Below are 24,309 nucleotides of genomic sequence, written 5' to 3'. Positions count from 1 at the left end.
GAGGCTGGTTTTTTGTTGTGGTACCGGAGTACCGCACTATAGGCTTAAGTGTACTCCGATCGGTTTAACCACTTATTTTTTCGCTTCAACCCATTTTCCATCGATATAGAAAGCAGACCAACCCGTGGCTTTGCCATCTTTCTCGGATGAAACATACTGCTGTTTGGTTTTACGGCTAAAACGTACCATGGTTTTATTACCTTCTTTATCCGCCACAGGCGCATCAGCCAGATAACGTAATTTTTCAGGTAAACGATCTTTGAAGCGAACTAACTCTTCGACTAACGGCGCACGGGTTTCGCGCGACTTAGGGAAGGTGTTCGCAGCCAGGAACACGCCTGCAGCACCGTCTCGCAACACGAAATAGGCATCTGACTTCTCACAAGGCAGTTCTGGCAACGGTACCGGATCTTCTTTAGGTGGCGCGACTTCACCACTGCGCAAGATTTTACGGGTATTCTTACACTCGTCATTGGTGCAGCCCATGTACTTGCCAAAACGCCCCATTTTCAGATGCATTTCAGAACCACATTTTTCGCACTCAACAATCGGGCCTTCATACCCTTTGATACGGAACTCGCCCTCTTCTATCTCATAACCATCACACGCAGGGTTATTACCGCAAACATGCAATTTACGTTGGTTATCGATGAGATAGCTATCCATTGCCGTACCACATTTCTGGCAACGGCGGCGGGCGCGTAATGCGTTAGTTTCCGCATCATCACCCTCAAGGATATTGAGAATCTCAGCTTCGGGTACCAGATTGATCGTGGTTTTGCAGCGCTCTTTAGGTGGCAATGCATAACCAGAACACCCAAGGAACACACCGGTACTGGCGGTACGAATCCCCATCTGACGGCCACAGGTTGGGCAGTCGATGCTGGTCATCACCATCTGATTCGGGCGCATACCGCCCTCTTCAGGGTCTTTCTCTGCTTTTTCAAGCTGTTCGCTGAATTCGGCAAAGAAACCATCCAGTACAGCTTTCCACTCGGCCTGATCGTTGGCAACCTGATCCAGGCCACTTTCCATGCGCGCGGTAAAATCGTAATTCATCAATTCGCGGAAGTTTTCTTCTAACCGGTCAGTAACGATTTCACCCATTTTCTCGGCATAGAAACGGCGGTTTTCTACCCGCACATAACCACGATCTTGAATGGTCGAAATGATTGATGCATATGTGGATGGACGGCCAATACCCCGTTTTTCCAACTCTTTTACCAGTGATGCTTCGCTGTAACGTGCTGGCGGCTTGGTGAAGTGTTGGCTTGGGATAAGTTTTTGCAAATCCAGATCACTGCCCACTTCAATTACCGGTAAAGTGCGGTCTTCATCGCCTTTACGTAGCGCAGGCATCACCTTAGTCCAACCATCAAAGCGCAGAGTACGCCCTTTCGCCCGCAGTTGGAAATCGCCAGCCTGAACGGTCAACGTGGTGGAGTCATACTTAGCTGGTGTCATCTGGCAAGCCACAAACTGACGCCAAATCAGTTGGTACAGCTTCTGGGCGTCGGCTTCCATATCTTTTAACTGCTCAGCAATCACACTCACATCTGAAGGGCGAATAGCTTCATGCGCTTCTTGCGAATTTTCTTTGCTGCTGTACTGATTAGGCGCAGATGGCAGATACTTATCACCGAAATTGTCGCCAATATAATCACGCACCATGGTCAGCGCATCCTGACTTAAATTGGTGGAGTCAGTACGCATATAGGTGATATGACCTGCTTCATACAAGCGCTGCGCCATCATCATGGTTTTTTTCACACCAAAACTCAGACGGGTACTGGCAGCCTGCTGCAAGGTGGAGGTAATAAACGGCGCGCCGGGCTTGCTACTGGTCGGTTTATCTTCACGATCCAGCACCTTATAGCGCGCATTTTCCAGTAATTTCAGTGCAGCATGCGTCTGTTCGCGATTTACCGGTTTAAACGGCTTGTCATGGGCATGGGTGACTTCCATTTGAATCGGAACTTCACCTTTCGCCAGCAAGTCAGCATGCAGCTCCCAGTACTCTTCGGGAACGAATGCTTTGATATCCCGTTCACGCTCAACAACTAAGCGCACTGCCACTGATTGCACTCGACCGGCAGACAGGCCACGGGCAATTTTTTTCCAGAGCAGCGGGGAGACCATATAACCCACAACCCGATCCATAAAGCGACGAGCTTGCTGGGCATTAACCCGGTTGATATTCAATTCACCCGGTTGATTAAACGCCTGCTGGATGGCATTTTTGGTGATTTCGTTGAAAACCACACGGCTAAAGCGCTTATCATCACCACCAATCACTTCCCGCAAATGCCAGGCAATTGCCTCTCCTTCGCGGTCAAGGTCGGTTGCGAGATAGATGTGGTCAGCGTTTTCGGCTAATGCTTTCAGCTCGGCAACCACTTTTTCTTTGCCGGGCAAAATTTCGTACTGCGCTTTCCAGCCATGATAAGGATCGACGCCCATACGGTTCACTAACGCAACCTTTTCGTCTTTCTTTACTTTAGTCTTGGGCTTGTCGGTTTTCTTGGCTTTATCTTCAGTTGAGTTAGCGCTCTTCTTACTGGCTGATCCACTGGTCGGCAAATCACGAATGTGACCGACACTGGACTTAACCACGTAGTTATTCCCTAAGTATTTATTAATAGTTTTGGCTTTTGCCGGGGACTCAACTATTACGAGGGCTTTACCCATAATGACCTTTACCTAAATTATTTCTTCTAAAAGAAGGTTTTTATCTTGCCGTACCGCGGCATTCTGAATCTCTTTTTTATATTGCGGTACTTTCTCAGGAGATCAACCTGTTTTTTTGATCGGAGCCATAAATGCGCCTGCCGAGTCTTACCTGACGACCCCTCGATCCCTAAAAATTTTTGCCTACACCCAGCACTACAGCAGCGAATTCTGCCTCATGGCGTCAACAAACCTTCCACCTAATAGTATAAAATCCCACACTGTACCTGATAAAAAGCGCTACGCAACCTAATTAGCGAGGAATATGAATTTATCCAATCACGGCTACAAAACAGCCAGAGGCTCGAATAAACCTTAGCCGGTTTGCGAACAAATGCTAACCCGCAGTACAATAGTGAGAGAAATTACATTGTAGTAAGGAGATATAATGCACGGAAACACAGCACCGATTGAGCGTAATAAATTATTAGCAGAGGCTAATGAGATTATTCGCCAGCACGAAGATTATATGCATGGGATGCAGGCAACTGAGGTTGAGCAAAAAGGGCCAGTATTGGTATTTCGCGGCGAGTTTTTCTTGGATGCAGACGGTTTACCGACAGCGAAAACAACCGCAGTATTTAATATGTTTAAACATTTGGCTCATGTTTTGTCAGCTAAATACCATTTAATCGATTAATTGCCGGTGACTCCTCCCATTATTACATGGCTAATTTCGCCATTGAGCCACAAATAACAGGGGGCTAAGCCCCCTGCCTTCCTTCACTAAAAACCCTATGCTCTCAGATTATAAAAGGGGTTTTTCGCCGCGCTGCCACCAGCGTAATAATAGACGGTCAGCGCTTTCTGCCGCGCTGCCGGTAAAACGATCCATCAGACGTTTGCGTCGCGAATAACGCACACCGATAACTTCATGATTATCCATTTCAGCAATCAATAAATCATCACTGGTACCAATGGCATCAACCAACCCTTTTTCTTTCGCTTGGGTGCCAAACCAGTGTTCACCGGTCGCAACCGCATCGATGTCCAGAGAGGGCCGCTGTTGCTGTACGAACTGTTTGAATAACAGGTGCGTTTCATTCAGATCTTCACGGAATTTATCGCGCCCTTGTTCAGTATTCTCACCAAATAATGTCAGTGTGCGTTTAAACTCACCAGCAGTATGCAGTTCTACATCAATATCGTTCTTTTTCAGCAAGCGGTGGAAGTTCGGGATTTGGGCCACAACACCGATAGAACCAATAATGGCGAATGGCGCACTAATAATACGATCAGCCACACAGGCCATCATATATCCCCCACTGGCAGCTACTTTATCGACCGCCACCGTCAGGCGAATCCCTTTATGGCGCAAGCGCTCCAATTGCGAGGCGGCTAAACCATAACCATGCACTACGCCACCAGGGCTTTCGAGTCGCAGCAGCACTTCATCTTGCGCGCTAGCAACCGCCAGAACCGCAGAAATCTCTTCTCGCAATGACGTCACTTCATGTGCATCAATGCTACCTTTAAAATCAATTACATATAGGCAGGGTTTTACCGCTGCCACCGCACCGGCTTTGGCGCGCTGTTTCTTCAGCTTTTGATCCGCTTTTTGCTGCTTCTTAAACTCTTTGCTCCAGTTTTTTTGTTCTGCATGGCTCATGCGCGCCAGCCGCATTTCCCGCTGAATTTCCTTATATTGCTCACCCAAATCAACCAGATTCAATTCACCCCGTTGCCCTTGTTTTCTCATCCCTTGGCTGACAACCAGTAACACTACCGCACCAATGGCGACCACAATCGTCACTACTTTGGCTAGAAACAGTCCGTACAGAGAAATTAACTCCACAAATACCGCCTTTATTCATCTGCTATGAGAGAGATATCTGCATTCTAGCGAACCCGTAAGCTGCCGTCTTGCGCAAATGAAAAATTGCATTGGTTTCGCTTAAATATAAGAATGTAAGAGATATCGCGGCATGCCTGAATAAAATATCCGCCGCCAGTAAGAGGAATAACTATGCATTATCAACCTAAAGACGATCTGCTCAATAACCGCACTATACTGGTGACGGGAGCAGGCGATGGTATTGGTCGCGAAGCGGCACTGACCTATGCCCGTTTTGGTGCTCGTCTGGTGTTAGTTGGCCGGACTGAAAGTAAATTAATGGCGGTACAACAACAGATAGCTGAGGCTCAAGGGTTGCCCGCTGTAACACTGCCACTTGACCTATTACATGCATCGGAACAAGATTGCCAGCAGCTGGCAGACACCCTAAGTCAGCATGTTTCACATCTGGATGGTGTGTTGCATAATGCCGGTTTATTAGGTGATATAGTTCCGATGGCGCAGCAAAATATAGCCGTCTGGCAGGACGTGATGCAAGTGAATGTAAATGCGACATTTATGCTTACCCAAGCACTTTTACCGCTACTATTGAAATCTCACAGCGCCTCGCTGGTATTCACCAGTTCTAGCGTGGGTCGCCAGGGTCGTTCCGGCTGGGGCGCTTATGCCGTATCCAAATTCGCCACTGAAGGCATGATGCAAGTGCTTGCAGAAGAATATAAACACAGCAATTTGCGGGTGAATTGTATTAACCCGGGCGGCACCCGAACTCAGATGCGGGCATCCGCCTTCCCTGACGAAGATACAACTAAATTAAAAACACCTGCTGATATTATGCCGCTATATCTTTATCTCATGAGCGATGATAGCCGTAGAAAAACCGGCATCAGTTTCGATGCACAACCCGGCCGTAAAGCCGGCCCCGCAGAATAAAGGAACATGTTATGTCTGAAGAACGCCACCAGCAGCGCCAACAAAAAATAAAAGAAAAGGTTGAATCACGGGTTGCGGCAGCACAAGAAACACGCGGTATCATGATTATTTTTACCGGTAACGGTAAAGGTAAGACCACTGCAGCATTTGGCACTGTGACCCGGGCAGTCGGGCATGGTCTGAAAGCGGGGGTGATTCAGTTTATTAAAGGTGAATGGCCTAACGGTGAGAAAAACCTGCTGCAACAGCATGGGGTCGAATTTCAGGTTATGGCGACCGGTTTTACCTGGAATACTCAGAATAGAGAAACTGACACTGCCGCCTGCCAAGGTGTTTGGCAGCACGGTTTGCGCATGTTGGCAGACCCAAGCCTGGATTTAGTGGTGCTCGATGAGCTGACTTATATGGTCGCCTATGACTATCTGCCACTTGATGAGGTCATCACCGCCCTCAAACAGCGCCCTGCCCATCAAACCGTGATTATTACTGGCCGTGGCTGCCACCGCGATTTGTTGGAAATGGCCGATACCGTCAGTGAATTACGCCCGGTCAAACATGCTTTTGATGCCGGAATTAAAGCACAACAAGGTATTGACTGGTAATTCGCAGTATTCATGCAAACCAATGAAATGCCGCAGAGGCAATATCTGCGGCATTTTTCGCTATATATAATGAGATCTAAACTTACGGCCCCTTTTGGCAAACTCAGTTTTCCAAATTACTTCTCTAGAGGGATCATGGGTATTTTTGACGGGGTCAATGTCCCAATGGCGGGAGTTAGTGTTGCCATCCCAGGGACCACTTGGCTTGACGACTGCGCTTGGTGTTGTGTGCTGTCAAAATAGCAGATTGTTTTCAATGGTTTAGGGAGCGAACCACACGTGTTTTGGCAATTGTCACCATAGTGAGAGTAAGAGTGAGGCCCAGCACAAGCATAAGTTACAGATGAGAATCCGGTGCCGACGACAAATAAAATAGCCGCGCTGGTCGTTAACAGAGACTTTTTCATATTAATGCTCCTGAGATTTTAAATCCGAGGGGTATTCCCCAAGAGCAATATAGTCACGCCGAATATTTAGAGACTAGCGGTATCTTATCGTGGTTGACGGTGTGTATATGTGGTAAAAACATTTATTATAGAAATATTATACTATCCAATAGATGGATGGTGGTTTTTTATACTTCAGGAAGAAACACAATAGCTGACGGAGGGATGTGAATGCTTAAAATCAATGATGGGGAGAAAATGCTCCCTCCCCATTAGACAAATTACCCGCGCTTGTTAGATCCGCGTCGAGCAGTCGTTGCTGCTGGCGCTGCATTACCCGTATTTTGACGAGTAGAACTTTTACGAGCAGAACCTTGACGACCCGCGACCTGACGGCCAGCGACTTCAGTGTGGCGTTTAACCGCACGACGGATTTGATTGGCTTTAACCCGGCGTCGGTCTTTCTCAACAGGCAGTTTACTGACAGTTTCAGAATCCAATTCGACCAACTCACGCAAGTAGTTAGTTGCCTTCAGATCCAATTCGGTCCAGCCACCCCGTGGCAGGCCCTTCGGCAAATTAATATCGCCATAACGCACACGAATCAGGCGGCTAACCTGCACGCCAACAGCTTCCCACAAGCGGCGAACTTCACGGTTGCGCCCTTCGGTCAACGTAACGTTATACCACTGGTTAATCCCCTCTCCGCCTTGGAAGCTAATGGTGCGGAAAGCCGCTGGACCATCTTCCAACTGCACGCCACGGCTAAGTTGTTTGATTTTTTCGTCATCGATTTGACCAAACACCCGCACGGCATATTCGCGTTCAACTTCACGGCTTGGATGCATCAGACGGTTGGCAAGTTCACCGTCAGTGGTGAACAATAATAACCCTGACGTATTAACATCCAGACGGCCTACCGCCACCCAGCGCGAACCGCGCAGTTTAGGTAAACGATCGAATACTGTTGGGCGACCTTCGGGATCATTACGGGTACAGAGTTCACCTTCCGGCTTGTAATACGCCAGAACACGGCAAACAGCCTCTTCAGATTCTTTAATAGAAAGAAGATGACCATCGAGGCGAATTTTGGTGGCCTGAGTGACTTCAACACGATCACCCAGCGTTGATATTTTACCATCAACGCTGACACGGCCTTGTTGGATAATAGTTTCGATTTCCCGACGCGAACCATGACCGGCACGTGCCAAGACTTTCTGTAATTTTTCACCCACAATTTTATCGCCCTGCGGTTTAGGGCTTTGTGGCTTTGAGTTTGGTAATTTTTGGTTTTCTGACTTCTCGCTCATTGAGCAACCTCTAATGTCGCCTTCACAGGCGTCGAATTATATATTGTAATCAACAAGTTAAGCTCGCAATCAAGCGAAACTCACTGAATGTAATACATTTTAGAACACAGCATGGCGCACTAAAAAGGGTGCAGGCGGCCTCACACACTGGTTCGTGACCCGACATATTACACTAATTTCACACTCAAGGATTCAAAAAGTGTCTGACCACCCTTTTCACTTACCCAGAGATCCACAGTGCCATGGCCAAAATGGATAAAAATCGTGCAATACAAGAATAATCCTACACCGATTGGATGCCTGTCTGATTATTTTGTGATCTAAATCAATTTAAGATGTACTCCATCAACTGCCATCTGCAGTGCTAATTCCAACTCGATAAGGCGAGTTTAAACCCGATTAAAAACCAAGCCTTTCTTTTCTCAATTTCTCACTTCTTATTTCTATTTCGTTTTCTTATTCCGATTTTATCTTTCTTGTAATCATTATTATTACCAGGATGTATTCATCTATATGAAACCTATTACAATCCAAAAATTAAATATTATTACCCGCTGCCTGATGGCAACGTTAATGACTGGTGCGGCCTCCAGTGCTTATGCTATTGAGTGTAACGACCCCGCCAGAACATCGGCTGATAGTGCCTGCACGGTCACTACAGCCTCAAGTACTGATATTATTGGCGTATTGGCGCAGGGTTCAGAGAGCACCGATGCCTCCGGGTATACTGTTACTGTCGATACGCCCGCATCCGCCACATTGCAATCTATTCTTGGCGGGTCTGCTGATGCTGTCGCATCAACGTCTAACGTAAGTAATACTGATGCGGTTATGAGCCGTGCTGATGCTAATGGGGCAAGTAATAATAATACGGTTGTCGTTAATAATGGTTTATTTAACGGCGATATTTATGGCGGTTATGCCAGTGCCGATGCCAATAGCGATGCCATGGTAAGCGCTATGGCGATAAGTCACATTGCCGAAAGTGATGCCTATGCAAACGCCAGCAGTAATATGAATACGATCATTATTAACAATGGTGTGTTCAAGGGTGATATTTACGGCGGTTATTCTGTTAGCAATGGCAATGCTTTGGCAAACGCCTACGGTACTGGCAGCATCGCCAGAAGTTTGGCTGATGCGCGCGCCACCAGTGATACCAATAACATTACGATTAATGGCGGTTCGTTTAGTGGCCCTGTGCATGGTGGATATGCCTATACCAATGTGTTTGCTTTTGCCTATGGCGCTAACAGCGTAGATAAAACTCAGGCGAACGCCAGCGCCTCAAGCAGTGGCAATACAATTGTTATTAATGATGGTTCCTTTATTGGTTCTATTTATGGTGGCTACGCAGAAGCTATCACCATGATTGACCAAATAACCCCAGGAGAAAGTAGCAGTATCAGTGTGAAAAGTAATGCCAACACTCTTACGCTGAATGGCGGTGTATTCAGTGGCCTTATTTATGGCGGTTATGCCTCAAGCTTTGGTGGCGCACCAACCCCCGAGAATGCCACTGCAATCAATAACACCATTACGCTGTCAGGCGCTCCGATATTTAACGCTAATAGTAGTGAAATATGGGGGGGATATGCGGATATGTTCGACGGTATCGCAACCTCATATGGTGATGCTTTCACCGGCAATACTTTTAATTTTTCCGCCAACCCTATCACTCTGAATAAGATCGGTAATTTTGCCTTTTATAATTTCTATCTGAACAACAATATTAAAAATAATGATGTTTTGATTGCACTGACTAACGCGGCTAATATCGACAATGCGGCTATTGCAGTGACCGGTATAAGTAAGGACAGCAACCTGGTCAAGGGTGATGCTATTACGCTTATCTCAAATGTCACCGGGGGTGAGCCGACGTTAAATAACACGCAAAAAGTCACAATTGGTACGGCAAAACTGGCGGATATCAGAGTGTATCGGGAAAATGATGCAGTAAAAGCGTCGTTAGATAGCGTAACCCAATTAAGCCGGGAAAACGGCCCGACCACCGGTTTTGACGCAAACCCACAGACTAAAGCCTATTTGGAAGGCCGTCTGCCAGGCATGTTTTTAATCAATCAAGGCAGCGACCTGCTTGCCGGGTTGGATATAGCACAACTTTACCGTGATGATAATGGGGTGGCACTGTTTGGTCTTACCTCCGGCAGCAAGAGCCGTTACAACACCGGTTCCCACATTGATATGGATAGCTTCGCTTTGACCACCGGTATCACCAAGAATCTGGGGCAACTCACCCTCGGTGGACTGTTTGAAGCCGGCTGGGGTAGCTATGACGCCTATAATGATTTTAGCGGATTGGCCAGTGTAAAAAGTAACGGAAATGTCGACTATAAAGGTGCAGGTATTATTGCCAACTATGCATTCACTGACGCTATTTACCTCAACAGTTCTCTGCGTGCAGGGCGGGTATCTAGCGACTTTTCTTCTGCTGATTTCGGTGTGAATGGCGGGGTTGCGAGCCATTATGACAGCGCGTCACCTTATGTCAGCGGGCAGCTGAAAACCGGCTATCGCTATGCCATGACGCCGGCGGTGAAACTAGACACCCATGCCAGTATCCTGTCGACTCGAGTGGGCAGTGACAGTGTCACCAATTCCCAGGGTGAGAAGCTGACGTTTTCGGCGTTGAACTCACAGCGTGTGAATACCGGCGTTACTGTTACCTATCATGCCACACCTAAACTGGATGTTATCGGCGGGGTTGCCTATGAATATGAGTTTGATGGTAAAGCCAAGGGGACTATCGATGGGGATAATATCGATTCTGCGGGCATTAAAGGGAGCACGGGCATTGGTGAAGTGGGCATTCGTATCACACCGACTAAAGAAAAGAATCTGTCTATGGACCTGAAACTGTCAGGTTACAGCGGAAAACGCGAAGGTGTAGCTGGCGGGCTTAGTGTGAAATATGCCTTCTAACACCCGTGATTGAGCATGTCATCTGGGTTGGATACCGGTACCTTTCGGTTATGCCGTATCCAACACCCCAGATATTAAAGATATTTAGCGGAACGGCGTGGCGTCCCCCGCTCCTTCACGAATAACTTCAGGAGAGGAATCAGTCAGATCAATAACTGTAGTGGGTTGCTGCCCTAATGAACCGCCATGGATGATTAAATCCACTTGCTTACCGAGATGGTCTTTGATCTCTTCCGGGTCGGATTCAGCAAAGTCATTACCCGGTAGCATCAATGTCGTCGACATCAAAGGCTCGCCTAATACATCCAGCAACGCCAGCGCAATAGGGTTAGAAGGCACACGTAAACCAATAGTTTTACGTTTGTCATTCATCAAACGCCGAGGAACTTCTTTCGTCGCCTTCAATATAAAGGTGTAATTACCCGGGGTATTATTTTTGATAAGTCGAAACGCTGAATTATCAACATATGCATAAGTCGATAACTCCGACAAATCACGGCACACCAGTGTGAAGTTATGATTACCATCTAATTGACGGATACGGCAAATACGTTCCATTGCCGCTTTATCTTCTAAACGGCAGCCAAGGGCATAACCAGAATCTGTCGGATAAACCACCACCCCGCCCTTGCGTAACACATCAACACTTTGGTTGATCAGTCGCGGCTGAGGGTTTTCCGGGTGTATATAAAAAAATTGACTCATGACACTACCTCATCATTCAACGTTCGCGTTAGCTGGCTCTACAGGCCAATCACGCCATACTGGTTCCACCCCTGCGGGCAGCCACAATTTGCGGCCCAATTCAATCCAGGCGCAAGGCTGATGGAAATCAGATCCCTGGGATGCCAGTAAATTATAGTCGCGCGCATACTGTGCAAGCTGCGCTCGTTCATGGGGGGCTTGTTGGCACTGGGCAACTTCCATGGCATCACCGCCATGCTCGGCAAAATGGGCTAATAAACGTTTCAACCATTTGGCGGTTAAATCGTAACGACCCGGATGCGCCAGTACCGCTTGCCCACCAGATTGCTTAATTGCTTCAATAGCTTGTTCTATTGTACACCATTGTGCGGGGACATAACCGGTCTTGCCTTTGGCTAAATACTTTTTAAAAACCTGCCCAACGTTACTCGCCAACCCCAACTCCACCAGATAGCGGGCAAAATGCCCACGGGTTACCTGTCCGCCCCCCGCCAAGCGGTTAGCTCCGTCCCAGGCACCGGGAATACGCGCTTTTTCCAGTCGCGCGCTTATTTCCTGCGCCCGAATATAGCGATAGTTGGACTGCTCACTCAATAATTTGCCAATACTGGCATGCTGGGTATCAATACCTAATCCCACAATATGGATCTCGTGGTTTTCCCATAATGTAGAAATTTCCACCCCAGGGATAAGCCGTAGTGCCAATTGTTGCTGGGCAATGGTGGCGGCGGCTTCAGCCAACCCTGCGGTGGTATCGTGATCGGTAATAGCCAAAACACCTACCCGCATCTGCGCTGCTCTTATTACCAGTGCCGAAGGGGTTAACAAGCCGTCCGACGCAGTGGTATGGCTATGCAAATCATAAAGTGTAAAGGCCGTTGATATGGTGGCATCAGCCCTATCAGATAAGGTGGTGTTATCAGTCAAAACAGGTTTATTTATCAAAATGGTCTTATTAACCAAAACAAAAATCCGAAAAAGCGTGGCGGGCTATCATACCTGTTAATAACACACTAACGTTAATCAAACTTAGTCGTGCTCTGCCACCGTATCGAAATTAAAGTGAAATAGATAACCGCACAGACTTTGTTAGAAAACAATCAATCAAGGGTTGACATTTACCTCATGAACCAGTTAACTAGTACACAAGTTCACAGGGCACTTAAACGTCTGAGTAAACAGCAAGTGAACGTAGCTAACCCCCTACGGCGTCAAGGGCAAGGGGAATAAACTGAATGCAATCATAGAGAGTAGTGACTGATAATGAAAACTTCCCTGATTTCCTTACTGCGTTGGTGGCACATCTCCCTCTCTCGGGCGATGTAATCACGCATATCAGTCACCAGACAATGCAGATTGCTTCAGCCCGCTAATAGCGGGCTTTTTTATGGTTAGATTTCGGCGTAATCACTTTTCAGGAAAGATAAATGATGCAAACTTCGCGCCCCACATTACAGTTACTGAGCACCCCGGCGTGTTACCGCGATGACCCAACCGCGCTGTTTCACCAGCTCTGCGGCGCACGACCAGCCACTCTGCTGCTTGAATCCGCAGAGGTGACCAGTAAACAGAACTTAAAAAGCCTGCTGATTATTGATAGCGCTTTACGTATTACCGCCCTTGAGCAGAAAGTCACGATTGAAGCACTCAGTCGCAATGGCGCGTCGTTATTACCGCTGTTAGATGCTGCGTTACCGCCACAAGTAGAGATTCAAGTCCGCCCGAATGGCCGTGAATTAACCTTCCCTATCATTAACGAAGTGCAAGATGAAGACTCTCGTTTACAGTCATTGTCGGTTTTTGATGCGCTACGTTTGCTACTAAAACTGGTCGATGCACCCGAAGCTGAGCGGGAGGCCGTATTCATTGGTGGTCTATTCGCTTACGATTTGGTGGCGGGTTTTGAAAATTTACCCCCGCTGCGCCAGGACCAACGTTGCCCAGATTTCTGCTTCTATTTAGCCGAAACCTTGTTGATATTGGATCATCAGCATCGCTCGACGCAGTTGCAAGCCAGTTTGTTTACCGCCGACGCTAGCGAACATTTGCGTCTGACCCAGCGGTTAGAACAAGTTAGCCACCAGCTACAGCAAGCACCACAACCGATCCCTGCCCAGTCAGTGCCTGAGATGGCGTTACAGTGTAACCAATCAGACGCAGAGTACGGTGCAGTGGTGGCCCAATTGCAGATAGCAATCCGAGAAGGCGAAATTTTCCAGGTTGTTCCTTCGCGCCGTTTCTCACTGCCTTGCCCCTCACCACTGGCGGCATACCAAACATTGAAAGACCATAATCCCAGCCCGTATATGTTCTTTATGCAGGATAACGAATTCTCCCTGTTTGGTGCTTCACCGGAAAGTGCGCTGAAATATGACGCCACCAACCGCCAGATTGAGATTTACCCGATTGCCGGTACGCGCCCGCGTGGCCGCCGTGCCAATGGTGAATTGGATCGTGATTTAGACAGCCGTATTGAGCTGGAGATGCGCACTGACCATAAAGAATTGGCTGAACATCTGATGCTGGTGGATTTAGCCCGTAATGATTTAGCCCGCATCTGCGAGCCGGGTAGCCGCTATGTGGCCGATTTAACTAAAGTTGACCGCTATTCCTTTGTGATGCATTTGGTCTCGCGCGTAGTGGGCACGCTGCGTCAGGATCTGGATGTACTGCATGCTTATCAAGCCTGTATGAATATGGGCACCCTGAGCGGCGCACCGAAAGTCCGCGCTATGCAATTGATTGCTGGCAGTGAGGGCGCACGTCGGGGCAGTTACGGTGGCGCGGTGGGTTACTTTACCGCACACGGCGATTTGGATACCTGCATTGTTATCCGCTCAGCTTATGTCGAAGACGGTGTCGCCACGGTTCAAGCGGGGGCCGGTGTGGTGATTGACTCCATTCCACAGGCCGAAGCCGATGAAACTCGCAATAAAGCACGTGCGGTTCTACGGGCAATTGCTAGCGCACACCATGCCAGGGAGATCTTCTAATGGCTGATATCTTGCTGCTCGATAATATTGACTCCTTTACTTACAACCTGGTGGACCAATTACGCTCCAGTGGCCATCGGGTGGTGATTTACCGTAACCAAATCGCCGCCGATACCATTATCGCCCGCTTGCAACAACTCGAACAACCGGTGCTGATGCTCTCACCCGGCCCTGGCACACCGGCACAGGCGGGGTGTATGCCCGAATTATTGCAACGTCTACGCGGCCAGTTACCGATTATCGGTATTTGCCTTGGCCACCAGGCCATTGTCGAAGCTTATGGCGGCCATGTAGGACAGGCCGGAGAGATACTGCACGGCAAAGCCTCGGCCATTGAACACGATGGACAAGCTATGTTTGCAGGCATGCCGAATCCGCTGCCAGTAGCCCGCTACCACTCATTAGTGGGCAGCAATATCCCAACAGAATTAACCGTTAACGCCCGTTTTGGTGAGATGGTCATGGCGGTGCGCCATGACGCACATCGGGTGTGTGGCTACCAATTCCACCCGGAATCTATTTTAACCACCCATGGTGCCCGTTTGCTTGAGCAGACGCTGGACTGGGCATTATGCCCTCCACACATGAAGCTGTAGCGGTGTTAGCTACATTCGTTACTCGCATGCTGTCACCTGTAACACCATGTTCTTTGGGTAGGGTGTAATTAAGGACTATAAGATGCAAAACTTATTATTATCAAAAGAATTATTATTGGAAAAACTGTTTCAGGCTAAATCCCTGACCCAAGCGGAAAGCCAAATCCTGTTTAGCTCTATCGTGCGAGGTGAACTGGAAGCGAGCCAATTGGCGGCGGCGTTAATCAGTATGAAAGTACGCGGTGAAACACCTGCCGAAATAGCGGGTGCCGCGCAAGCCTTATTGGCGGATGCACAGCCCTTCCCGCGCCCGGATTACCTGTTCGCCGATATCGTTGGTACCGGGGGTGACGGCACTAACAGTATCAATATATCTACCGCCAGCGCCTTTGTTGCCGCCAGTTGTGGCGTAAAAGTGGCCAAACATGGCAATCGCAGTGTTTCCAGCCGTTCCGGTTCATCAGACTTGCTGGCCGCATTTGGTATTCGCCTGGACATGAGCGCGGAACAATCCAGATTAGCCTTGGATGAGTTAGGGGTTTGTTTCCTGTTTGCGCCGCAGTATCACACTGGCTTTCGCCACGCGATGCCGGTTCGCCAGCAGTTGAAGACCCGCACCCTGTTTAATGTGTTGGGGCCATTAATCAATCCGGCTCGCCCGCCGTTGGCGCTGATTGGTGTTTACAGCCCTGAGTTGGTATTACCCATCGCGCAAACCCTACAAGTGTTGGGTTACCAGCGTGCTGCGGTGGTACATGGTGGGGGAATGGATGAAGTGGCGATTCATGCACCGACTCAGGTTGCTGAGCTGAATAACGGCAGCATCGAAAGCTATGAATTAGCACCGGAAGATTTTGGTCTGAACCGTTATTCACTGGGCGCGTTACAAGGCGGCGCACCGGAAGAAAACCGTGACATTTTAGCACGGTTGTTACAAGGTAAAGGTGAACCGGCACACGCCGCAGCCGTTGCGGCTAACGTGGCGTTATTGCTGAAGTTGCACGGTCAGGAAAACCTGCGCCATAACGCACAGCAGGCATTGGAAATGATTCACAGCGGTCAGGCTTTTGATCGTGTTACCGCTCTGGCGGCGAGAGGATAAATCATGCAGGAAACTGGGCTTAATAAAACCGTGCTCCACCACATTGTGCACGATAAGGAAATCTGGGTTGCCGCTCGGAAATTGCAACAGCCTCTGGCTAGCTTTCAAAACGATATTACCCTGAGCCAGCGCGACTTTTATCACGCGCTGCAAGGCAGTAAGACCGTTTTTATTCTGGAATGTAAGAAGGCATCCCCGTCTAAGGGGGTTATCCGCGAGAACTTTAATCCGGCAGACATTGCAGCAGTTTATAAAAATTATGCATCGGCCATCTCGGTATTAACCGATGAAAAGTACTTCCAGGGCAACTTTGATTTCTTACCACTCGTCAGTGCTGCCGTCACTCAGCCGGTGCTGTGTAAAGACTTTATTATCGACGCCTATCAGATTCAATTGGCGCGTTTTTATCAGGCTGACGCCATTTTACTGATGCTATCGGTGCTCGATGATGACAGCTATCGCCAACTGGCCGCCGTAGCACACAGCCTAAATATGGGGGTGTTGACCGAGGCCAGTAATGCTGAAGAACTGGATCGGGCAATAGCATTGGGTGCCAAAGTGGTCGGTATTAATAACCGGGATCTGCGTGACTTGTCGATAAGCCTTGATCGCACCCGCGAACTGGCCCCACGGCTGCCAAAAGGTGTCACGGTTATTAGCGAGTCAGGTATTAATAATTACCAACAGGTGCGCGAACTGAGTCACTTTGCCAACGGGTTCCTGATTGGCAGCGCGTTGATGTCTGAACCCGATCTCAATGCTGCGGTGCGCCGTGTGTTACTCGGTGAAAATAAAGTCTGCGGCCTGACCCGCGCTCAAGATGCCGCCGCAGCTTATCAAGCAGGTGCCGTCTATGGTGGTTTAATCTTTGTTGGCAGTTCACCGCGTTATGTGGATATCGCCAAAGCACGGACTGTGATTAGCGGCGCACCATTGAAGTATGTTGGCGTATTCCGTGATGCCAAAATTGAAACTGTGCAGCAAACAGCCGAGCGCCTGTCGCTGGTGGCAGTGCAGTTGCACGGGCAAGAAGATCAGAGCTATATCAATCAACTGCGGGCGATACTGCCTGCCAGTTGCCAAATTTGGCAGGCGTTGCGTGTTGACGATAGTGTACCGCAACGCAACTCACAGCATGTCGAGCGTTATGTTCTGGACCACGGCAACGGTGGCACCGGTCAACGCTTTGACTGGTCATTACTGGCCGGTCAACCGCTGGATAATGTGCTGCTGGCGGGTGGGCTAAGCGCTGACAACTGTTGTGCAGCAGCCCAACTGGGTTGTGCCGGTCTTGATTTCAATTCCGGTGTAGAAAGTGCCCCCGGCATCAAAGATCCACAACTGATCGCCGCTGTATTCCAGACGTTACGCGCTTACTGATGGATAATTTTGCTGGCTAACTTTATTCATGATTCATGGACACACTTTAGTAACCCCATAGGACAGAAAAATGACCACACTTAATCCTTATTTTGGCGAGTTCGGTGGCATGTATGTGCCGCAGATTTTGATGCCAGCATTGAAGCAACTGGAAGAGGCTTTTGTCAGTGCTCAACTGGACCCTGAGTTCCAGGCAGCATTTCAGGATCTGTTAAAGAACTATGCTGGTCGCCCGACCGCGCTAACCCTGTGTCAGAATTTGACCGCTGGGACAAAAACCAAGTTATACCTGAAACGTGAAGACCTGCTGCACGGCGGCGCGCACAAAACCAATCAGGTTTTGGGTCAGGCCTTATTGGCCAAACGCATGGGTAAAACCGAAATCATTGCGGAAACCGGCGCAGGTCAACATGGGGTAGCGTCAGCACTGGCTTGCGCCCTGCTCGGCCTGAAATGCCGTATTTACATGGGTGCCAAAGATATTGAGCGCCAGTCACCCAACGTGTTCCGTATGCGCCTGATGGGGGCTGAAGTGATCCCAGTGCACAGCGGTTCTTCCACCTTGAAAGATGCCTGTAATGAAGCACTGCGCGATTGGTCTGGCAGCTACGAAACCGCCCACTATATGTTGGGAACCGCAGCAGGCCCACACCCTTACCCGACTATCGTGCGTGAATTCCAACGGATGATTGGCGAAGAAACCAAAGCGCAGATGTTAGCCCGGGAAGGCCGTCTGCCGGATGTGGTGCTGGCATGCGTCGGTGGCGGCTCGAATGCGATTGGTATGTTTGCTGATTTTATCGATGAGCCAGGTGTTGCTCTGATTGGTGTTGAGCCGGCAGGGCTGGGTATTGAAACCGGCCAGCACGGTGCACCACTCAAACACGGTAAAGTAGGCATCTATTTCGGTATGAAATCGCCGATGATGCAGACCAGTGACGGCCAAATCGAAGAATCTTACTCAATTTCTGCGGGGTTAGACTTCCCATCCGTAGGGCCACAGCATGCTTATTTAAATAGCATTGGTCGTGCTGATTATGTTTCCGTTACCGATGACGAAGCACTCGATGCCTTTAAAGCGCTGTCATGCAAAGAGGGAATTATTCCAGCACTGGAATCCTCCCATGCCTTGGCCCATGCCTTAAAAATGATTAAAGCGTCGCCGGAAAAAGAACAGATATTGGTAGTGAATCTGTCCGGGCGTGGTGATAAAGACATTTTCACCGTTCACGATATTCTGAAAGCACGGGGAGAGATTTAATGGAGCGTTATCAGCAACTTTTCAATCAGTTGGCAGCCAAAAAAGAAGGGGCATTTGTTCCTTTCGTACAGCTAGGGGATCCAACACCGGCTCTATCTTTAGAGATTATTGATACATTAATTGCCGCAGGTGCCGATGCGTTGGAGCTGGGTATACCATTCTCTGATCCACTTGCAGATGGCCCAACCATTCAAAATGCAGCATTGCGGGCTTTTGCCGCTGGCGTGACACCCGGTATCTGCTTTGAAATGCTGGCGGAAATCCGTAAAAAACACCCCGCTATTCCCATTGGCCTACTGATGTATGCAAATCTGGTATTCCACAATGGAATTGATAGTTTCTACCAGCGTTGTGCTGCTGTCGGTGTCGATTCAGTGCTCATTGCTGACGTCCCTTTTGAAGAGTCAGCCCCGTTCCGCGCAGCGGCACTGCGCCATGGGATTGCGCCTATCTTTATCTGCCCACCCAATGCGGACGATGATTTACTGCGCGAGATAGCTTCTCATGGCCGTGGTTACACCTATCTATTGTCACGTGCGGGTGTCACCGGTGCTGAGAATCACGGTCAGCTTGCGCTGAATCATCTGATTGATAAACTGCGTGAATATAATGCCGCCCCAGCACTACAAGGTTTTGGTATTTCAGAGCCAGCACAAGTGAAGACCAGTCTGGCAGCCGGTGCGGCCGGTGCGATTTCAGGCTCCGCGATTGTAAAAATCATTGAAAATAATGTCTCACAGCCCGCTGAGATGTTAGCCCAGTTGTCGCGTTTTGTGACTGAAATGAAAGCGGCAACTCGCGGTTAATCTCACCACCAGCGCCTGATTGTCGGTTCCGATCAGGCGCTATATTCGCTCGAACTTCTCGCCTGCCATTCTATATATCTGCTGCAAATTTGAATTAACACTATTCATAACCAATAATTATGTAACGCCCTAAGCATTTCTTTACATTTTGGATGCGATGAGTGATCAGTAGCATGACGTCAATATGTGTTAATAACGCTTTCAACAAGTTATTTTTTTCGTAATGTCCTGTTAAATTATTGGCAAACATGGAGAGTAATTTATGAAGCTTTTTAAGACCCTTTCAGCCTTATGTATTGTAGTAATCATGGCAATGGCAGTAGCAGCCTGTGCACCAACACCTAAATCTGAAGGCACAGGTGGATATCTGGATGATACTGTGGTGACCACCAAGGTAAAATCGGCGTTACTGGGTGAGAAGAATCTTAAATCTACTGAAATCAGTGTTGAGACCTTTAAAGGACGGGTCCAGTTAAGCGGCTTTGTTAGTTCGCGTCAGGATGCAAACCGTGCAGTACAGATCACCCGTACCGTACCTGGGGTGAAATCTGTTAGTGATAGAATGCAAATCAAATAATCCCCTGTTCGGAGGCGCTCTTCGCGCCTCCTTTGTAGGCCCCCCGCAATCACATCAGTGATTCGGGTAAGTGAGTGCAGCTAACCCCCCTGCAGCGGCAAGAGCGAAGGGTAATTAGAAACGATAGCCCGCGCCAAACATAAACACCCATGGATCAAGACGGGTATGAATACTTTGCTCTTCACCCCCGGCTTTGAATTTCACGTCAGTTTCGATATTCATCCACCAGACCGACATATTCAGCATCCAGTTTTCACTGACCATGTAGTCCATACCCGCTTGCCCAGCAATACCCCACGAATCTTTAACACTTAAATCCGTCAAACCGGCACCTTGCCCTGTGTTATTAAATTTCTCATCAAAGAAGGTGGTGTAGTTCAGGCCGATGCCCAGATACGGGCGCAGTTTGTCTTGTTTATCGCGGAAATAGTATTGCGCCATTAAGGTTGGCGGCAATTGCTTAACTTCAGCAATGGTACCGGTTGCCTCCAGACCAATTTTATGGCGGAACGGCGTAGCAGCCAGCAATTCTACACCGATGTTATCAGTAATCAGATAGCTGAAGGTCAGCCCTAACTGAGTATTGTTATCCGCTTTGAAGGAACCGTAACCTAATACATCATCAGACCCGGCATTTGGTCTGACTGTTGCTGTCCCTGCCCGGAAAATATAATCGCCTGCTTGATGCGCGCTTGCCGCAATGGGAGCCAGAGCTGCTACAGCTAACAATGCCAAAGTGACTTTTTTCATTATCCATTCCATTTGTAGGTATATTCGCGAGCAAAATATACCCATAAATGAGTATTCATGATCCAATCGAGATCACATCTTTGGTAACAAATTAAATAAATCCTATTTTATGTAAGGTTATTTAATTCCTTAATAATATTGAAATTGATCTGGATCATAAAAACCATTTAGCCGCAAATTGTGCTGACAGTCATTGATGAAAAATGGAACTGTTGTCATGCTGCTATGCTTGGATGTTGTATGTGTGAAATCGCGATCGGTTGGCTGTTTACTTTGTAAGGAGCAGTAGATTCAAGATGAACGCTGAAATTAATCCGTGTCAGAACTGTGGTGCGTGTTGCGCCTATTTTAGAGTGTCGTTCTATTGGGCTGAAGCCAAAGAGGGAGGCGGTACAGTGCCCAACGCCATGACCGAACAAGTCACACCCTTTATAAGCTGTATGTCCGGTACTAACTGTAAATCCCCCCGTTGCAGTGCACTTCAAGGTGAAGTCGGTCACACTGTTTCCTGTACAATTTATGGCGACCGCCCACCACCCTGTTATGAATTTGAACGCTCAGGGGATGCCGGAATTCATAATCCGCACTGTGACCGCGCCCGTGCGCACTATGAGTTACCACCGTTAGCTATTGATAACGTCGAGGTAATCAGATTAGAAGAAATCACTACTAGATTAATGACAGGATCCCACAGCGCCTCATAACAAGGTATAATCATCGGCTAGCGCTATTTTTTCGATCCCAAGGAGCTTTCATGCCTATCACGGCTAACAGTTTATACCGTGACAGTTTTAACTTTTTACGTAATCAACTGCCGGCAATCCTGCTGCTGGCTTTACTGACTGCGTTCATTACCGTCATGCTGAATCAGGCATTTATCCCTGATGCTGAACAACTGGGTATTTTAAGTGCTGCGGACAGTGATATTGCGTCATCAGCAAGTGTCAGTATCAGTGAGATAGTATCGCAGATGACACCGGAGCAGCAGATGGTGCTGCTTAAAGTCTCTGCGGCGGCGACCTTTTCTGCCTTAGTCGGTAACGTGTTATTAGTCGGTGGAATGCTAACCCTGATTTCTATGGTATCGATGGGCCGTCGGGTCAGTGCATTGCAAGCTATTGGTATTTCAGTACCGATCTTGCCTCGCTTACTGCTGCTGATGTTTATCGGTACTTTGTTGATTCAGTTAGGATTAACAATATTTATCGTGCCTGGTGTGGTCATTGCTGTCGCGTTATCACTCTCACCGATCATCGTGACCACAGAGAAAGTAGGTGTTTTCTCGGCCATAAGAGTCAGTATTAAATTGGCATTTGCCAATGTGCGGTTAATCATCCCTGCGATGATGCTGTGGATAGCGGCCAAATTGATTCTGTTGTATCTGGTAAGCCACCTGACTATTTTGCCAACACCGATTGCGACTATTATTTTAAGTGCGCTTAGCAATCTGGTTTCTGCATTATTGCTGGTGTATTTGTTCCGTTTATATATGTTGTTGCGCCCTGCCACTCCAGCGGAGTAAGTACCCCGCCAAGTAAAAGCAAAAAGGGCCATTACGGCCCTTTTTGTTCATCAATGATTGATACCTATGCACTAACTTCAGGCTCGGCACCTATCTCTGGTTCTTGTTTCTCTGCCACCCGCTGCTTACTTTGAATCAGTTTTAGTGCCAGATAGAGATCCGGTACCAGAATTAGGTCATTATCCTGACTTTTCAATTTATTAACTCTAAACCAGCGTGTTAGTTCGGTACGTCTTCCCGCCAGTATCAACTTAATATTGCGTTGCTTCAGGTCACGTTTAAGCTCATCAATCGCCGATAGAACACTGATATCGGCATAGGTAAAACTGGCAACCGCATCAATAACCACCCAATCTGCCTGATGGGGGGTGCTGTCAACCAAATTCAAAATCCGCCGCTTAAAGTACGCCACGTTAAAATAGGTCAGAGGTGAATTAAAACGATAAATCATCACGCCGGGTACAGGTTTGATCCCATTGCCGCTACGCATTGAATGGATCATACCATCAGCATTAACCCCTAATAACTGTTCTGTTGGGCGGAATACCGTGCGCAGGAACTGCAATAGCCCCAATAGTACCGCCAATCCAATACCACTAATCACGCCGACCAATACTACGCTGACAAAAGTAAATATCGCTAAATAGAAAGCCTGAGTATTACGTTTACGTAATTGCCATAAACTCCTGAATCCCAGCAGTGACCAGGCAGCATAAATCAGCACCACGCCCAGCGCTGCGATCGGGATAAATTGCAACGGTCGGGTTAAAAACAGCAACACCATCGCAATCATCAACGCAGCAATAATAGAAACCAACTGGCTTTTGCCATTATTGGCGTCATTTACGGCTGTACGGGTACTGGCCCCACTGATAGCAAAACCTTGTGATAGCGCTGAAACAATGTTGGTAATACCCAAGGCGCGCAGTTCTACATCGGCATCCACCTCATAACCATTTTTGGCGGCAAAACTACGCGCGGTCAGCATCATGCTAACAAAACTGACCACGGCCAGGTTAAGTGCCGGGATAACCATATCGCGCAGCAGGCCGGGTTGGAAATCAGGCCAATGCACCATTGGCAAGCCACCATCGAACCCGCCGACCACCGCCACACCAAATTGCTGCATATTGGCAGCCCAGGAAACAAAGGTCGCCATGACGATCGCCAACAGCGGTGCAGGCCAGTTTGGTCGTAACCACTTAACACCATACAGCACCACAAAAGTCAGTAGTGAAATGGCGACGGTGGGCAAATGGCTATTAATTAAATTATGGGGTAATGCCAGTACCCGCTCAATCAGTTGTGGGGGGCGGGTCATAAAACCAAAAACCTTACCGAGCTGATCGACAATAATGGTAATTGCCACCCCATTAAGTAACCCGGTCAATATTGGCCGGGATAATAGATCAGCCAAAGCCCCCAGTTTGAAACGACTGGCCACCAGACACCATGTGCCCATCATCAATGTCATCATGATGGTGAGCTGCCAATGCACCTCACTGCTCCCCGCAGCCAGTGGCGCGACCACAGCGGCAATCACCGCACAAGTTGCCGCATCAGGTCCGACGATTAATTGTCGCGATGAACCAAAGAAAGCGTAGGCAATCATCGGCAAAATACAGGAGTACAAACCAACAGCGGCACTAACCCCCGTCAATTCAGCATAAGCAATAGCAATAGGTAATGCGACTGCGGCCACGGATAGACCCGCCCTGACATCGGGTTTGAGCCATTCACGTTCATACGCCATCAATTGGGTCAAACCCGGCATCCAGTACCGAAGTGATCTTCTCTGCATATTTACTCCACAACACCTAACCCAATAATTATTACTCATCATGCTGGGTTAACGCACTACTGGCAATATGCTGACAAAATCTGTTACTTGTTTATCGTAAGTTTCTGCAAATTCCACTGG

Annotated in this window: 21 protein-coding genes and 1 other annotated feature; of the genes, 14 read left to right on the top strand and 7 right to left on the bottom strand. The window is 48.3% G+C overall.

Features of this window, described 5'->3' with window-relative positions:
- Positions 1-72 precede the first annotated feature (72 nt).
- On the bottom strand, positions 73-2,688 hold the full coding sequence (topA, locus tag Q2T72_RS10880; RefSeq protein WP_083158916.1) for a type I DNA topoisomerase: 2,616 nt from the start codon (positions 2,686-2,688) through the stop codon (positions 73-75).
- A 427-nt stretch (positions 2,689-3,115) separates the two neighbouring features.
- Here topA and Q2T72_RS10875 point away from each other — a divergent pair, with 427 nt between their 5' ends.
- The gene (locus Q2T72_RS10875; protein ID WP_083158917.1) at positions 3,116-3,367 is read left to right on the top strand and encodes a YciN family protein; all 252 of its coding nucleotides are present in this window, start codon (positions 3,116-3,118) and stop codon (positions 3,365-3,367) included.
- Positions 3,368-3,475: 108 nt separating this feature from the next.
- Here the strand turns inward: Q2T72_RS10875 and sohB are convergent, their stop codons facing one another.
- Complete coding sequence (gene sohB / locus Q2T72_RS10870; RefSeq protein ID WP_372569146.1) at positions 3,476-4,522, bottom strand: protease SohB; 1,047 nt, start codon at positions 4,520-4,522, stop codon at positions 3,476-3,478.
- Positions 4,523-4,693: 171 nt separating this feature from the next.
- Between sohB and Q2T72_RS10865 the strand changes: the two genes are divergently transcribed.
- Both Q2T72_RS10865 and cobO read left to right on the top strand, forming a co-directional pair.
- Positions 4,694-5,455, top strand: coding sequence for a YciK family oxidoreductase (locus Q2T72_RS10865; protein WP_083158919.1), 762 nt, complete (start codon positions 4,694-4,696; stop codon positions 5,453-5,455).
- Between the two features lie 11 nt (positions 5,456-5,466).
- Entirely contained in the window at positions 5,467-6,057 is a 591-nt protein-coding gene (gene cobO / locus Q2T72_RS10860; RefSeq protein ID WP_083158920.1) for a cob(I)yrinic acid a,c-diamide adenosyltransferase, read from the top strand.
- A gap of 667 nt (positions 6,058-6,724) precedes the next feature.
- On the opposite strand, the gene rluB is transcribed toward cobO, so the two are convergent.
- Positions 6,725-7,753, bottom strand: a complete 1,029-nt coding sequence (gene rluB / locus Q2T72_RS10855) for a 23S rRNA pseudouridine(2605) synthase RluB (protein ID WP_102970413.1) — start codon at positions 7,751-7,753, stop codon at positions 6,725-6,727.
- 513 nt (positions 7,754-8,266) lie between these two features.
- Between rluB and Q2T72_RS10850 the strand changes: the two genes are divergently transcribed.
- Positions 8,267-10,696: an autotransporter domain-containing protein gene (locus Q2T72_RS10850; RefSeq protein WP_372569145.1), complete on the top strand. Its 2,430-nt coding sequence runs from the start codon at positions 8,267-8,269 to the stop codon at positions 10,694-10,696.
- A gap of 84 nt (positions 10,697-10,780) precedes the next feature.
- Here Q2T72_RS10850 and Q2T72_RS10845 read toward each other — a convergent pair whose 3' ends face one another.
- Together Q2T72_RS10845 and Q2T72_RS10840 are read right to left on the bottom strand one after the other, a co-directional pair.
- Positions 10,781-11,401, bottom strand: a complete 621-nt coding sequence (locus tag Q2T72_RS10845) for an L-threonylcarbamoyladenylate synthase (RefSeq protein ID WP_005191561.1) — start codon at positions 11,399-11,401, stop codon at positions 10,781-10,783.
- Positions 11,402-11,413: 12 nt separating this feature from the next.
- Complete coding sequence (locus Q2T72_RS10840; RefSeq protein ID WP_102970556.1) at positions 11,414-12,328, bottom strand: PHP domain-containing protein; 915 nt, start codon at positions 12,326-12,328, stop codon at positions 11,414-11,416.
- Between the two features lie 336 nt (positions 12,329-12,664).
- On the opposite strand from Q2T72_RS10840, the gene trpL reads away from it, so the two are divergent.
- The 8 genes from trpL to Q2T72_RS10800 all read left to right on the top strand — a co-directional run bounded on the left by trpL (position 12,665) and on the right by Q2T72_RS10800 (position 20,116).
- Entirely contained in the window at positions 12,665-12,727 is a 63-nt protein-coding gene (trpL, locus tag Q2T72_RS10835) for a trp operon leader peptide (RefSeq protein ID WP_002227930.1), read from the top strand.
- Positions 12,689-12,790, top strand: a sequence feature (Trp leader region). Its footprint overlaps the gene before it by 39 nt.
- 41 nt (positions 12,791-12,831) lie before the next feature.
- The gene (locus Q2T72_RS10830; RefSeq protein WP_083158924.1) at positions 12,832-14,394 is read left to right on the top strand and encodes an anthranilate synthase component 1; all 1,563 of its coding nucleotides are present in this window, start codon (positions 12,832-12,834) and stop codon (positions 14,392-14,394) included.
- Positions 14,394-14,990, top strand: coding sequence for a gamma-glutamyl-gamma-aminobutyrate hydrolase family protein (locus Q2T72_RS10825; protein WP_083158925.1), 597 nt, complete (start codon positions 14,394-14,396; stop codon positions 14,988-14,990). The genes Q2T72_RS10830 and Q2T72_RS10825 overlap by 1 nt, the downstream gene beginning before the upstream one ends.
- A gap of 82 nt (positions 14,991-15,072) precedes the next feature.
- Positions 15,073-16,092 carry an anthranilate phosphoribosyltransferase gene (trpD, locus tag Q2T72_RS10820; RefSeq protein WP_050073272.1) on the top strand — a complete coding sequence of 340 codons (1,020 nt, stop codon included), beginning with the start codon at positions 15,073-15,075 and terminating at the stop codon, positions 16,090-16,092.
- 3 nt (positions 16,093-16,095) lie between these two features.
- On the top strand, positions 16,096-17,472 hold the full coding sequence (gene trpCF, locus Q2T72_RS10815; protein ID WP_083158926.1) for a bifunctional indole-3-glycerol-phosphate synthase TrpC/phosphoribosylanthranilate isomerase TrpF: 1,377 nt from the start codon (positions 16,096-16,098) through the stop codon (positions 17,470-17,472).
- Positions 17,473-17,542: 70 nt separating this feature from the next.
- Complete coding sequence (gene trpB / locus Q2T72_RS10810) at positions 17,543-18,733, top strand: tryptophan synthase subunit beta (RefSeq protein ID WP_083158927.1); 1,191 nt, start codon at positions 17,543-17,545, stop codon at positions 18,731-18,733.
- A complete protein-coding gene (trpA, locus tag Q2T72_RS10805) occupies positions 18,733-19,539 on the top strand; it encodes a tryptophan synthase subunit alpha (RefSeq protein WP_083158928.1) in 807 nt (268 codons plus the stop codon). The genes trpB and trpA overlap by 1 nt, the downstream gene beginning before the upstream one ends.
- 262 nt (positions 19,540-19,801) lie before the next feature.
- Positions 19,802-20,116, top strand: coding sequence for a BON domain-containing protein (locus Q2T72_RS10800; protein WP_083158929.1), 315 nt, complete (start codon positions 19,802-19,804; stop codon positions 20,114-20,116).
- Positions 20,117-20,230: 114 nt separating this feature from the next.
- Here the strand turns inward: Q2T72_RS10800 and ompW are convergent, their stop codons facing one another.
- On the bottom strand, positions 20,231-20,866 hold the full coding sequence (ompW, locus tag Q2T72_RS10795; protein ID WP_083158930.1) for an outer membrane protein OmpW: 636 nt from the start codon (positions 20,864-20,866) through the stop codon (positions 20,231-20,233).
- Between the two features lie 296 nt (positions 20,867-21,162).
- Between ompW and Q2T72_RS10790 the strand changes: the two genes are divergently transcribed.
- Both Q2T72_RS10790 and Q2T72_RS10785 read left to right on the top strand, forming a co-directional pair.
- Entirely contained in the window at positions 21,163-21,570 is a 408-nt protein-coding gene (locus Q2T72_RS10790; RefSeq protein ID WP_372569144.1) for a YkgJ family cysteine cluster protein, read from the top strand.
- 50 nt (positions 21,571-21,620) lie between these two features.
- Complete coding sequence (locus tag Q2T72_RS10785; RefSeq protein WP_083158932.1) at positions 21,621-22,388, top strand: YciC family protein; 768 nt, start codon at positions 21,621-21,623, stop codon at positions 22,386-22,388.
- A 64-nt stretch (positions 22,389-22,452) separates the two neighbouring features.
- On the opposite strand, the gene Q2T72_RS10780 is transcribed toward Q2T72_RS10785, so the two are convergent.
- Positions 22,453-24,189 (bottom strand): SulP family inorganic anion transporter, encoded by a 1,737-nt coding sequence (locus Q2T72_RS10780; protein ID WP_083158933.1) that lies wholly within the window; start codon positions 24,187-24,189, stop codon positions 22,453-22,455.
- Positions 24,190-24,309: the final 120 nt, after the last annotated feature.

This window comes from Yersinia sp. 2466 StPb PI (assembly GCF_041538325.1).
In the GTDB taxonomy this organism is placed as follows: Bacteria; Pseudomonadota; Gammaproteobacteria; order Enterobacterales; family Enterobacteriaceae; genus Yersinia; species Yersinia enterocolitica_E.
This window is presented reverse-complemented; position numbering and strand designations above follow the sequence as displayed.

Excerpts from the sequence above, each read along its gene's own strand:
- topA (WP_083158916.1), bottom strand. The coding sequence starts at position 2,688 with ATGGGTAAAGCCCTCGTAATAGTTGAGTCCCCGGCAAAAGCCAAAACT.
- Q2T72_RS10875 (WP_083158917.1), top strand. The coding sequence starts at position 3,116 with ATGCACGGAAACACAGCACCGATTGAGCGTAATAAATTATTAGCAGAG.
- Q2T72_RS10865 (WP_083158919.1), top strand. The coding sequence starts at position 4,694 with ATGCATTATCAACCTAAAGACGATCTGCTCAATAACCGCACTATACTG.
- cobO (WP_083158920.1), top strand. The coding sequence starts at position 5,467 with ATGTCTGAAGAACGCCACCAGCAGCGCCAACAAAAAATAAAAGAAAAG.
- rluB (WP_102970413.1), bottom strand. The coding sequence starts at position 7,753 with ATGAGCGAGAAGTCAGAAAACCAAAAATTACCAAACTCAAAGCCACAA.
- Q2T72_RS10850 (WP_372569145.1), top strand. The coding sequence starts at position 8,267 with ATGAAACCTATTACAATCCAAAAATTAAATATTATTACCCGCTGCCTG.
- Q2T72_RS10845 (WP_005191561.1), bottom strand. The coding sequence starts at position 11,401 with ATGAGTCAATTTTTTTATATACACCCGGAAAACCCTCAGCCGCGACTG.
- Q2T72_RS10830 (WP_083158924.1), top strand. The coding sequence starts at position 12,832 with ATGCAAACTTCGCGCCCCACATTACAGTTACTGAGCACCCCGGCGTGT.
- Q2T72_RS10825 (WP_083158925.1), top strand. The coding sequence starts at position 14,394 with ATGGCTGATATCTTGCTGCTCGATAATATTGACTCCTTTACTTACAAC.
- trpD (WP_050073272.1), top strand. The coding sequence starts at position 15,073 with ATGCAAAACTTATTATTATCAAAAGAATTATTATTGGAAAAACTGTTT.
- trpCF (WP_083158926.1), top strand. The coding sequence starts at position 16,096 with ATGCAGGAAACTGGGCTTAATAAAACCGTGCTCCACCACATTGTGCAC.
- trpB (WP_083158927.1), top strand. The coding sequence starts at position 17,543 with ATGACCACACTTAATCCTTATTTTGGCGAGTTCGGTGGCATGTATGTG.
- trpA (WP_083158928.1), top strand. The coding sequence starts at position 18,733 with ATGGAGCGTTATCAGCAACTTTTCAATCAGTTGGCAGCCAAAAAAGAA.
- Q2T72_RS10800 (WP_083158929.1), top strand. The coding sequence starts at position 19,802 with ATGAAGCTTTTTAAGACCCTTTCAGCCTTATGTATTGTAGTAATCATG.
- ompW (WP_083158930.1), bottom strand. The coding sequence starts at position 20,866 with ATGAAAAAAGTCACTTTGGCATTGTTAGCTGTAGCAGCTCTGGCTCCC.
- Q2T72_RS10790 (WP_372569144.1), top strand. The coding sequence starts at position 21,163 with ATGAACGCTGAAATTAATCCGTGTCAGAACTGTGGTGCGTGTTGCGCC.
- Q2T72_RS10785 (WP_083158932.1), top strand. The coding sequence starts at position 21,621 with ATGCCTATCACGGCTAACAGTTTATACCGTGACAGTTTTAACTTTTTA.
- Q2T72_RS10780 (WP_083158933.1), bottom strand. The coding sequence starts at position 24,189 with ATGCAGAGAAGATCACTTCGGTACTGGATGCCGGGTTTGACCCAATTG.